Source organism: Anaerocolumna aminovalerica (assembly GCF_900115365.1).
Taxonomy (GTDB): Bacteria; Bacillota; Clostridia; order Lachnospirales; family Lachnospiraceae; genus Anaerocolumna; species Anaerocolumna aminovalerica.
Genome location: NZ_FOWD01000026.1, coordinates 24829 through 37636 on the forward strand (window position 1 = coordinate 24829; position 12808 = coordinate 37636).

Below are 12808 nucleotides of genomic sequence, written 5' to 3' on the forward strand. Positions count from 1 at the left end.
AACTTATATCTGACACTTATTTCAGATATAAACCAATTAATTTAGAATAGGAAGTGTCTTATGTATCAAATTGATTTTAGCAAACCAAACAACGTGCACTTTATTGGTATCGGCGGTATTAGTATGAGTGGACTGGCCGAACTTTTACATACGATGGGTTTTCGTGTCAGTGGTTCTGATTCAAAAATGAGTAAAATTACAAATCACCTAGAAAGTATTGGTATAAATATAATATATGGACAAAGGTCTTCAAATATTACACCTGATATTAACTTTGTAGTTTATACTTCCGCAGTAAAGGAAGATAATCCAGAATACCAGTCCGTTATTCAGGCAGGGATCCCCATTATGGACCGTGCAGAACTCCTTGGCCAGGTAATGCTTCATTATACTGATTCCATTGCCATTGCCGGAACTCACGGAAAAACTACAACTACTTCCATGTCATCTCTTATCCTATTAAAAGCAAATTTAGATCCAACCATTTCCGTGGGCGGAATCTTGGATAATATAGGAGGAAATATTCGTATAGGCCATTCGGAGCATTTCATTACGGAAGCTTGTGAGTACACCAACAGTTTTCTAAAATTTAATCCTGCAAGGAGTATAATATTAAATGTAGAGGCAGAGCATCTTGATTTCTTTAAGGATTTAGATGATATCCGTCATTCTTTCCGTGAATTTGCAAAGCGCCTTCCTGATGATGGATTATTAATTATTAATGGTGATATTGACAATGTAAGTTATTTTACAGAGGATTTACCCTGTAATGTAATAACTTACAGTGTGAATCAGGAGATGAGCCCTGTTTCAAAGGCATTGCTTCATTATAGTGCAGCTAATGTAATGTTTGATGGTAAAGGCCATGGTCATTATGATTTAATGGAAAATGGCAAACTGCTGACTCACATTGATTTAAATATAATGGGAATTCATAATATTTCCAACTCCTTACCAGCGATTGCTCTGGCAAGAAGTTTAAATATACCTTTAGATGTTATCAAAGAGGCTTTGCTATCCTTTCAAGGCACGGAACGCCGGTTTGAATATAAGGGAGAGATAGGCGGAATCACCATAATCGATGATTATGCACACCATCCTACCGAAGTAAGGGCTACTTTAGCAGCTGCTAAGAATTATCCACACAAAACAACCTGGTGTGTATTCCAGCCCCACACGTATACCAGAACAAAATCTTTCTTAAAAGATTTTGCAAAAGCTTTATCTTTAGCAGATAAAGTAGTGTTAACTGATATATATGCCGCAAGGGAAGCCAATCCCGGAGACATTTCTTCAAAAGATTTACAGGATGAACTGTTGAAATTAGGGAAAGAAACCTATTATTTTCAAAGCTTTGGAGAAATCGAAAACTTTTTATTGCAAAATTGTACTAACGGCGACTTGTTGATAACTATGGGCGCTGGAGACGTTGTAAACATTGGAGAAGCACTTCTTGGGGAATAGTTATCCACATTATCCACAATCTTATCAACAATTCTATTGTGATATGGTTGTGGATTTTTTAGTTCACATAATAACCTTTGTACTTCACTATAAAATATTCCCAATTCTTAAGATTTATTTTGAATACCAACATTTCTTGCTCTTGTAACATAAATTAGAAGAATTCTTGCACCAATCTATCCACATTATCCACATTGTCCACAAATGTTTTGTGGGGAATTTCCACTCCCATTTCACCTATTTCATTCTTTTGAAACCTATGCTATAATGAGGCGGAATGAGGATGGCAGGTGAATTAAAGTATTTCCATTGCAAGCTTCTCTTGCTAATTCTCACTGATGCTTATAACATGAACATCCTTCGATTCATGTTATATAGTCGTTGTAACAAATATTAATTAACATGTTAATAGCAGAAGATTTATAGTATGTATTCTGCATAGAAAGGCTTGGTATAAAAATGAACACAATTACTTTACAATCCAACAGTACCTCTGAGAGTACTGTTATACCAAATATTTTTATAGACAACTATATGCCCTCTGCAAATGGAGCCTATGTGAAGGTTTACTTATATTTATTGCGTTGTATGGCCTCTTCGGACATGGAGATTACCCTTTCTTCCATTGCCGATCATTTAGAAGATACGGAAAAAGACATAACCCGAGGATTATGTTATTGGGAAAAAGTAAATCTGCTTTCACTGGTAAGAGACACCAACCATCAAATTGTATCTATTACTATTAATGATATCTATACAGCAAAAGATAGTCAGGATGCCGAAGAATATGCCACTTCCACCGCAGCTCCACCGTCAGAGCCGGAGCAGGCTGAGACAGTTTCCATTTCACCGAGGCAGAACTTTGAAAAACCAACTTACTCAGATGCCCAGATAAAACAACTAACCAATCATGATGAAGTAAAGTGGTTGTTGAACATTATTGAAATATACTTAGATCGTTTGATAAAACCAATGGATCTTCAATTAATCCTGTATTTATATGAAAGTCTTGGTTTCTCAGCAGAGTTGATTATGTATCTGTACGAATACTGTGTTTCCAAGAACAAAAAGAATCCATCTTACATAGAAGCCGTTGCCTTATCATGGGCAGAAGAAGGAATTGATACCGTAGAGAAAGCAGAGGCAGCCACTGTCCTCTACAACAGCAACTACAATGCTGTGAATAAAGCATTTGGATTAAACAGAGCACCTGGTAATGTAGAAAAACAGTTTATTAATAAATGGTTAAATAAATTTGGCTTCTCTATCGATATTATTGTAGAGGCCTGCAACCGTACTATTCTTATGACTCAAAAACCGGATTTTAAATATGCGGATAAAATATTGGAGAACTGGTTTAAAAAAGGCGTGAAAGAATTAAGCCAGATAGCTAAATTAGATGAAGAACATTCTAAGAGCGTAAACGCTAAGGCTAATTCCTCCAAAATGGCTCCTGCATCCAAGGCGTCCCAGTCAAACCGTTTTAATGCATTTCCTCAAAGGACTTATACCGATGAAGATTATTCTTCTATGGAGCAAAGACTGTTAAATAAGCAATAAAACCATAACTTAGATAGATGAAATGATGTGAATCATAAGGAAGGAATTACCTATGGCATTGAAAAATTTTCAATATAATAAAATATTACGGGATTATGATGCAAAGCAGTTGGAAAGTAAGCACAAATTAGATCTGCGTACTGAGCTGGTATATAAAACAATCCCTGAAATGAAGGAGATTGACGATAAAGTCATAAGCAGTTCCATTGAAAGTGCAAAGCTTCTTCTATATGGGGATGAGAAAGCATTGAATTCATTGAAAAAAATCACCAAAGAAGCTTCCAGAAAAAGAATCCAGCTGTTGGAACAACATGGATTTCCAAGGGATTACCTTCAGCCTACCTATTATTGCCCGGATTGCAAAGATACCGGTTATAAGGGCAAAGAAAAATGCCATTGCTTTAAACAGGCTATCGTAGATATTGTTTATTCCCAGTCTAATATCAAAACGGCCATTGCAGTAGAGAACTTTTCCACATTTTCTTATGATTTTTATTCCGATGATTATATGGAACCAAGTATTAAAATGACTCCAAGGCAGAACATTAAAAAAGCTGTCCAGACATGCAGGCAGTTTATTGAGAACTTTGATAAGGAGTATAATAACCTTTTACTTTATGGCAATACTGGTGTTGGGAAGACTTTTTTAGCAAACTGCATAGCAAAGGAACTTTTAGACAGTGCCCATACAGTTATATATTTAACTGCTTTTCAATTATTTGATATATTGGAGAAGAATAAATTCGGTAAAAGCGAAGAATCCTTTGAATCACAAAATCAATTTGAATATATATTAGATTGTGATTTGCTTATTGTAGACGATTTAGGAACAGAATTGAATAACACTTTTGTTTCTTCACAATTATACTTATGTATTAATGAACGTTTCTTACGGCGCAAGTCCACTATTATTTCTACAAATTTATCTTTAGATAATATAAACATTAATTATAGCGAAAGGGTTTTTTCCCGTATTGCCAGCAATTACATTCTTTTGAAAATTATAGGAGAAGACATTCGGCTAAAAAAACTGTTTTAGAAGTTTGTTTAAGATTTAGCCTTGACTTACTATATTGATAATGGTATAACGTAAATGGACATTTTCCCATTAACTTATTAAATTTTTATCGGAGGACAAATACAAATGCCACAGCAAGAAAAAATAATCGAAACAATCCCAGTGGGACCTTTAGGAATAATTGCCTTAGAAAGTAGTAAAGAACTTGGGCAAAAAGTAAATAACTACATTGTAAGCTGGCGTAATGAAGTGAACAGTGAGCATACTTCTACCATAGCCTTTGCTGGTTATCAAAGAGATTCCTATTTAATCAACGCTTCCTGCCCAAGATTCGGCAGCGGTGAAGCAAAGGGCCTCATTAAAGAAACTGTGCGAGGTGACGATTTATATCTGTTAGTAGACGTATGTAATTATAGTTTAACTTATTCTGTATGCGGTCAAGTAAATCATATGTCTCCAGATGACCATTACCAGGACTTAAAGAGAATTATAGCAGCTGTTGGCGGCAAAGCTCGTAGAATTACTGTAATCATGCCATTCTTATATGAGAGCAGACAACATAAAAGAAGTTCAAGGGAATCATTAGACTGTGCTTTGGCTTTACAAGAATTAACAAACATGGGTGTAGAAAGCATCATTACCTTTGATGCCCATGACCCTCGTGTTCAAAATGCTATTCCTTTAAAGAGCTTCGAAACAGTACAACCTACTTATCAATTTATTAAAGCTTTACTTAAGAATGTACCAGACTTGAATTTAGATCCAAACCATATGATGGTTATCAGCCCTGACGAAGGTGGAATGAACCGTGCTGTATATTTTGCCAATGTTCTTGGCATTGACCTTGGTATGTTCTACAAACGCCGTGACTATAGCACCATCGTTAACGGACGTAACCCTATTGTTGCCCATGAATTCCTGGGTGATGATATAGAAGGAAAAGATATGTTAATTATTGATGACATGATTTCCTCAGGGGAAAGTATGATAGATGTTGCTACAGAACTAAAGAAGAGAAAAGCAGGAAAAATCTTTGTATGTGCAACTTTCGGATTATTCACCAATGGTTTTAAAAAATTTGATGAAGCTTACGAGCAAGGATTAATCGATCGTGTATTAACCACGAATTTGGTATATCAACCATCTGAATTGCTTTCTAAGCCTTATTATATCAGTGTGGATATGAGCAAATACATTGCTTTATTAATTGATACTTTAAACCACGATAAATCCATCAGTGAATTTTTGAGTCCAACCGAACGTATCCAAAAATTATTAAACAAATATAAAAACCGCCAGTAATCATCAGATTACTGCTCCGAATTAAAAATTCCCGGAACTTAAAACCGGGAATTTTTTGTATCATTTTTTATATGTTTTTTATTATCCAGGCCCCCCATTACCCCCTAAGCCTTTGTTTATATCTTCTTCCCATCCGTTGTTTATATCACCGTTTGCATCTTGGTCCCTAGGCCTATCTTTGTCTGTCGGTACCTCTTGCTCTGTATTCTCTTCATAAAATTCTTCTAAATCGGTCTGGTCCTCAAAGTCCATTCCTGATTCCGTATCTTCATAAAAATCATCCTCATTGGACTCATTCCATTCCTCTCCTGAATCAGGGCTTGGATTAATGTCTTGATTTTGGCTATCCTTTGCCTTCTCTTGGTCATTGTCCTTTCCTGTTTTATCCTTGTTTTCATTATCCTTTGTACTATCCGGTTTTTCTGAATCCTTTATAGAATCCTCTTCCGCCTCTTCTTCCTTTTTCTCTTTCGGCGGTCTATTATCTGTATATAATATGAATTCTTCATTCTCTAAGTTTTTATGAATTTCATTCATATAAGTTTTCCATATAGTACCCGGATGTTTAGAGCCGTATAGGTTGTTAAGGGACTTCGGAAGATCGTACCCAACCCATACCCCTGTGGTGTAATAAGGGGTATACCCTACAAACCAACCATCTTTGTTGTTATTTGTAGTTCCGGTTTTACCGGCACTGGTCATATTGGTTAAAGTCAGACCTTTTCCGGTACCTCTTTTCATAACGCCTTCTAATACATTCGTCATTATTCTGGCTGCGTTGGTTTCGTAAATGCGCTTTTGTTTATTGATTTCACCCACAACTTCATTACCTTCTGCATCTAATATCTTTACAATACAGGTAGGTTCCCGAAAAATTCCGTCATTTTCTAATGCGGCATATGCCGAAGTCAGTTCAACCGGACTTGTACCTATTGTAAATCCTCCCAAAGATGCCGCCGGTATATAATCATTCTTATCAATTTTAGAAAAATTCATATTCAGCAGATAGGATAACCCAACATTCGGTGTCAGTTCTTCAAACATCTTCCATGCTATAGTATTCTTTGATACTTCAATTGCCTTTCTTAATTCCATCTGTCCGGAATAGGTTCCGCCGGAATTAGAAGGCCCGCCTTTTATTGGTTCATCCACAACTGTACTGTCGGGATAATAACCTCTCTCGAAAATTGGAGTATATACAATCAGGGGTTTTATGGCACTTCCAGGCTGACGGTAACTTTGATATCCCCGGTTCAGGGTATATCCGTTATATTTTTGTGATCGCCCTCCCACAATAGCTACCACTTTTCCCGTTGAATTATCTATACTGACTGCTGCTCCTTGTAAAGTATAAATTCCTTCTTTATTTACTTCTCCGTAATCTTTCAGAGTATTATCCACTGCCTGCTGCAATAGTTTTTGCTTCTTCATATCAATGGAGGTATAGATACGGTAACCCTCAAAATAAAGGGATTTTTGAATCTTATAATATAAATCATAATACTGTTCTTCGTATTTTTCCTGCTGTTCTTTATTATCAAACCGATACTGGAACTCAAAACCCTGCTTCTCCATCAATGCCCTTATAGCACAGTAAGACACATAAGTATCTACATAATTGTTCTTTTTCACCTTACTTAAGGACAAGGTAATCTCCTGATTCGAAGCCTTATTATACTCTTCCAATCCTATGCGGCCGTCTTGATACATATGGTCCAGAATACGGTTTCGTCTGGCTTTGGTATTATCCATATGATGCAATGGGTTATAAATGGTGGGATTATTGGGTATAGCACATAAAAATGCAACTTCAGACAGACTAAGGTCCTTTGCGCTCTTATTAAAGTATCCCTTACTAGCTGCTTCAATACCATAATAACCATTTGCAAAATAGATATTATTTAAATAAAACTCCAGAATATCTTCTTTGCTATACTTCTTCTCCAACTCAATGGCAATAAATATTTCTTTTAATTTCCTTTCATAGGTCACTTCATTGCTGAGAAAGATGTTCCTTGCCAACTGTTGGGTAATGGTGCTGGCTCCCTGAGTAATGTCACCTTCGTTCTTAATAAGTGCTGTCATTGCCCTGATAATGGCCAGCAGATCTACCCCTTCATGAGACATATACTTCTTATCTTCAATTGAGATCATCGCTTTTACTGCTGTCTCAGGAATCTCTTTATACTCCAGATAATATACATCTTTCTCTCCCTTTAGTACAGAGATTGGTTTCCCTTTTATGTCATATACCAAACTGGTTTCCGCCTGGCGGAAAGTATCCCTGTCAGACATACTAACTGCCTCCTGAGCTTCTTTCTGAAACCGGATAATGGTATTACCGTATTTAAAATAAATAAACAAACCTGCTATGAGAACGCATAAGGATAATATCAATAACAGAATCAGAAAAAACAAGCCTATTTTCTTACCGATGGAATCTTTCCCTGTATTAGCTGCTTGTCTCTTATTCTTTTTTGATTTTTGATTGGTCCTTTTACTTTTTTTATTATTTTTCTTCTTATGGATTTGACTTGTATTGGTTCTTGAATTCGTTGGTTTATTCATATTCTTCCTTCACTTACTCCTCCGGTTGCAAATGTTTATCTAGTTTGGATTCCATGAAAGCCTGCCCATGAAATACTTATGAAAATGCATATACTTTAGCTGTTAAGATTTATATAATTATAGTCTGCCTGCATCCCGTCAAGAAACTCTTTTTCTCTTTTATGACAGGTAAATATTATAATCTGTCCTTTTTTATTCTGTGTAAGAAACCTAAGAGCTGCTTTTGTTCGGTTATCATCATACAAAGCAAAGCAATCATCCAGCAATATGGGCATATTATCCTTGCCGTACACCAGATCGGATATGGCAAGGCGAAGAGCAAGATATAACTGCCCTATGGTTCCAGCACTTAGCTTGTCCAATAATATGTAATTGTCTTGCTGATCCACCTTTATATTCATTTTCTCATCTACTTTAACATTGGAATATTTACCGTCTGTTATAGCTCCTGCAAGGTCAGAAATCAGCTGGTTTAATTTCCAGCCAAAACTATCGTGAATGTCTACAGACAGACGTTCTATGGTCTCTATGGCTAATTTAATTGCAGATAGCTCCACTTCATTATCTTTCGCCTGTTTTTCTAATTCCTCAAGTTCTTTGGTTTGTTGCAGCAGCCTTTCTTCATTGTCCTCTAAACCTTTCAGTTCCCAGCCTATCTTTTCTTTTTTCAGCCTGATCTCTTCGTATCTTTTTGTTCTATGGTCTTTTAAATCTGCAATAACCTGCTTTTCATTACTAATATACTTCTCCCATAAAGATAAGCTGCTATCACTAATTTCAAAAGCCGGCAGCTTCTCTTTATGAAATACATCGGCAAAAGTTTGAAAATATTTTCTTAGTTCTTCTTCTATTATTTGAATCCTTTCACTGATACCAGTTATCTGTTCTTCGTAGTCTTCTATTTGTTTTTTAAGATGCCCTAGTGACATTACCGATTTTAAATAATAATCATGCCTGCTCTTTAATTCTACTTCACTTACAACATGATTACTGTTTAATATACTTTGCTTTCTGGTTTTTAATTGTTTTAAAGTATCTTCCAGGATTTTATACTCTTCCTCCATACTGTTCTGCATTTCTTTTGAATGCTTTACCATAAATAAGGATCCGATAAAACCCAAGCCTCCTAAGACTGCAAGGGCTAACAGAAAAGGGTATTTGTGATTTATCCAAAAAAGGATACTAAAAATACATAAGGTTGCCGGAATAAGCCCTATAAGCAGATTACTTATCCCTTTTGTTACTTTACCTCTGTAGTTTTCCATATAAATGGATTTCTTTTGTTCATATTGAGAAATTCTATTATTTATATCCTCAAGTTCTTCTAGATGATCTGAAATATAATCCTTCCACTTCTCATTATCTAATATCTTCCTTTCTTCTTCCTTTTGTTTGTTTTGCTTCTCCTTCAGAGTTTGTATCAAGTTCCAGTCTTGACGGTAATTATAGTACTTTTCTTTCATAACCGGAAAATGATTCAGAAATTCTTCGTATGCTAAGGTTGCTTCATTACTAAAGGAGGCACTTCTATATTCATGTTCTAGCAGCTTTTCCTGACTTTCCAATTCTTTTATTTGTAAGGTTAATTCTTCTATTCTATCTTCTTTTTCAAGACACTCTTCCAACTCTTCTTTTATGCTATGAATCTTATTATCTAATTGAAGACTCTCCAGTTCTTTTCGTCTATCCTGTAAAAGACTTTGTGCTCTTGTTACATCTACCTCATTGCTTTTTGACATAGATAGATTGGCAAGATAATTTCTTACTTCATCCTCCAGTTCCTGATCCGTTTTTGCCCTTAACTGTTCAATACTGATCGTATTCCGGTATCCGGACTCGGTAAGTCCGCCATAAAACTCCGGAAGTTCCTCCGGTTTTATGTTTATTTCCCTTCCGGTGGTAATATCTATGATGGTATAGCTTTTTGTATTCTTATCAAAGTTACGGATGATACGGTAAGCCTTATCTGATTTTTCTATATCCATGCTTCCGCTATAAGCACCGGGCATATCCCAAGGCTGATACTTTAAATAAATATCATCTTTGGAGGCTCTTCCTCTTTGCTTTTCTATTCCAAACAGCATACCTTTGATAAAAGTATGAATAGTGGATTTACCTGCTTCATTTTCACCATAGATAAGATTTATACCGCTTTTTAAAGTTATTGCTTTATTATGAAACTTTCCAAAATGATTCAGTCTTAATTCTTTGATCTCCAAGATTTCATCTCCTTGTTACCTTACTTTTGCCCCTAATAACGCCTCCAGTCCATAATACAATGCCTTTTTCCCTATTATATCCCGGTCGTTACCCTTTTGGCAGTGCTCTTGGATTCCTTTTATATACAGACCTATTATGTTGTCCTGATTTTCCCGGTAGAGGGTTTCAAAATCATAATCAGGCACTGTATCATCCATTACCTCAATTACATTTCCAAGATTATAGATATCCTCTTTCTGAAAAGAAATATCCTCATCCCGAAACCCGTTAATCTGAAATATAAATATATTCTGCTCTCCATATTCTTTAATTTTATCTTTTGCCATATCAATTAAAGCACCATTAGTGAAACCAGGATCTACCGTCAACTCTGCCTTTATATATTCCCTTACGGAATGAGGAATAAAATTTATATGGATATGGGAATTCTCTTCTTCTTTTACTATTTCCCCTTTAATATACCCTCTCGGGCCTGTTTCGTTTTTATCCAAAGGTTCCAAAGAACCTGCATATGCCATTCGGCTGCCGAATAATTCCGGCTTATGAATATGTCCCAAGGCTACATAGTCAAATCCATTGTTACCTACTGCCTTTTTATCAATAGGTATGTTTTTCTCATCACCGCCATGGGCAAGTAATATGTTGATCCGTTCCTCACATCCCGGTCTTACTTTATTATACAATGGTTTTGTAATATCTCTCTTATGATAGCTAAAACCATACACTTCTGTATTAATATCTTCTAAGTATATGCTGTCCATATCTTCCTCTATTAACATCTGAACCTGTCTACACCATTCAAAACCAATATAGTTAGATCTGGCACCAATATAATCGTGATTGCCGGCTATTAAAACAACCTGAGTTCCTATTAATTTTTCAAAACTATAATTCACCTCTTTTAATTCTCTAATTAAAGGCTGCTTATGAAATAAATCACCTGAAATCAGCAGCAAATCTATGCCTTCTTCGTTACATATATCTATTATTCCATTAAAAGCAGACAAAATCTCTTTTTCCCTCATTACTCCCCAGGAGTAATTAGAATCTGGCTTTGCACCTATATGTACATCTGATATATGGATAAACTTCATATGCTCACTCCTTGTTAATACAGCATTTATTATAAATTACGTTTAATTTATTTGAATAGGTTAAATCAATACTAATATTTGAAAATCATAATCGAATATTTGTTTTCATTATTGTACCATTATTTCAATTTCATGACAACCAATTCATTACAGACCAAAAGTCTCATTTCAATTAGGCTGTTTTATCATGCAAAGGACCTTGCATCTACTAAAAATAGAATTATAACAACTTCTATATGTAATCCCATATAATATAATAAAATACTTCTTGGAGTATATATGCAAATTTATATAGTTCAACCCGGAGATACGATATATTCTATTGCAAACGCTCATAGTGTTTCCCCTGAGAGGTTATCATTAGAAAATGATATACCATTTCCTTATAATTTAGTAGTAGGTGAGGCACTAGTAATTATACAGCCAAACCGTACTTACATTGTTCAGGAAGGGGATACGCTAAAAAGTATATCCCTATCCCAGCAAATCGATATAATGGAGTTACTTAGGAATAATCCTTCGATTTCGGACGGAAATCTTTATACCGGTGAAGAGCTGGTAATAAGTTATGCCGACAAAAGAACAGGGGAAATTGAAACAAACGGATTTACCTATCCTTTTATTGATATGAGTATCCTCAGGAAAACCTTACCCTATCTAACTTACTTAACAATCTACTCTTATCAGTATAACCGGGATGGAAGCCTGATTGAAATAGAGGATACTGAAATAATACAGGCTGCAAAAAGTTATGGTGTGGCACCTATTATGTATATTACTACGCCAACCAGCGGGGATAATATTGATACCGAAATAGCACACATCTTTGTCAGCCATATGGAAATACAAAATAGATTTATAGATACAATTCTGCTGACACTTCAAATTAAAGGTTACTCCGGAATAAATATGGATACCCCTTATATACAACCACCAGACAGACAGCTTTATGTAGATTTTATCAAAACATTGACAAACCGTTTAAACCGGGAAGGATATTCAGTAACAGTTACAGTAGCACCTAGTCTTTTTGAAGCGGCAACCGGAATTACCTATTCAGGAATTGATTATACCGGGTTAAGTAACGCAGCCAATGCCGTTTTATATCAGCTGACCTATGAATGGAAATATCCTTATTACCTTCCAATTAGTATATTACCTCTTGATGCCGTTTTACATACACTCAGGAAAGCTGTGGCCCAGTTCTCACCTCCAAAGTGTATTTTAGGTTTTACAAACATTGGTTTCGTTTTTGAATTCCCATATTTTGCAGCAATTACGGAGGCGAATTTTATAAATTACCGCTCAGCAATAGAACTTGCCAATAATACAAACTCTAAAATTGAATTTAACGAGCCCTCTCATTCTGCCTATTTTCATTATATAGGAAATGCAAAGGAATACATGGCATGGTTTAAAGACAGCAGGGCTATAAACTCATTAATTTCTAATTCACAAGAATTAGGTATGCGGGGCATCTCAATATGGAACATTATGTATTTCATTACAAATATCTGGCTGTTAATCAATGCTCAGTTTGAGATCAAAAAAATATTATTATAAATAAAAATGAGGTTGTCAT

General features: G+C 35.5%; 8 protein-coding genes. 5 read left to right on the forward strand and 3 right to left on the reverse strand.

Annotation, left to right across the window (positions count from 1 at the left end; all coding sequences use genetic code 11):
- The first annotated feature begins 60 nt into the window (after positions 1-60).
- The 4 genes from murC to BM183_RS13955 all read left to right on the forward strand — a co-directional run bounded on the left by murC (position 61) and on the right by BM183_RS13955 (position 5344).
- Positions 61-1464, forward strand: a complete 1404-nt coding sequence (gene murC, locus BM183_RS13940; protein ID WP_091687488.1) for a UDP-N-acetylmuramate--L-alanine ligase — start codon at positions 61-63, stop codon at positions 1462-1464.
- Between the two features lie 558 nt (positions 1465-2022).
- Positions 2023-3024: a DnaD domain protein gene (locus BM183_RS13945; protein ID WP_170848023.1), complete on the forward strand. Its 1002-nt coding sequence runs from the start codon at positions 2023-2025 to the stop codon at positions 3022-3024.
- Positions 3025-3076: 52 nt separating this feature from the next.
- The gene (locus tag BM183_RS13950; RefSeq protein ID WP_091687490.1) at positions 3077-4063 is read left to right on the forward strand and encodes an ATP-binding protein; all 987 of its coding nucleotides are present in this window, start codon (positions 3077-3079) and stop codon (positions 4061-4063) included.
- A gap of 105 nt (positions 4064-4168) precedes the next feature.
- Positions 4169-5344 carry a ribose-phosphate pyrophosphokinase gene (locus BM183_RS13955; RefSeq protein ID WP_091687491.1) on the forward strand — a complete coding sequence of 392 codons (1176 nt, stop codon included), beginning with the start codon at positions 4169-4171 and terminating at the stop codon, positions 5342-5344.
- Positions 5345-5425: 81 nt separating this feature from the next.
- Here the strand turns inward: BM183_RS13955 and BM183_RS13960 are convergent, their stop codons facing one another.
- The 3 genes from BM183_RS13960 to BM183_RS13970 form a co-directional block, all read right to left on the reverse strand.
- Positions 5426-7912 carry a transglycosylase domain-containing protein gene (locus BM183_RS13960; protein ID WP_091687492.1) on the reverse strand — a complete coding sequence of 829 codons (2487 nt, stop codon included), beginning with the start codon at positions 7910-7912 and terminating at the stop codon, positions 5426-5428.
- 95 nt (positions 7913-8007) lie between these two features.
- Positions 8008-10131 (reverse strand): ATP-binding protein, encoded by a 2124-nt coding sequence (locus BM183_RS13965; protein ID WP_170848024.1) that lies wholly within the window; start codon positions 10129-10131, stop codon positions 8008-8010.
- A 15-nt stretch (positions 10132-10146) separates the two neighbouring features.
- Positions 10147-11226, reverse strand: a complete 1080-nt coding sequence (locus tag BM183_RS13970) for a metallophosphoesterase family protein (RefSeq protein WP_091687494.1) — start codon at positions 11224-11226, stop codon at positions 10147-10149.
- A 279-nt stretch (positions 11227-11505) separates the two neighbouring features.
- On the opposite strand from BM183_RS13970, the gene BM183_RS13975 reads away from it, so the two are divergent.
- The gene (locus tag BM183_RS13975; RefSeq protein ID WP_091687495.1) at positions 11506-12789 is read left to right on the forward strand and encodes a LysM peptidoglycan-binding domain-containing protein; all 1284 of its coding nucleotides are present in this window, start codon (positions 11506-11508) and stop codon (positions 12787-12789) included.
- The last annotated feature ends 19 nt before the right edge of the window (positions 12790-12808 follow it).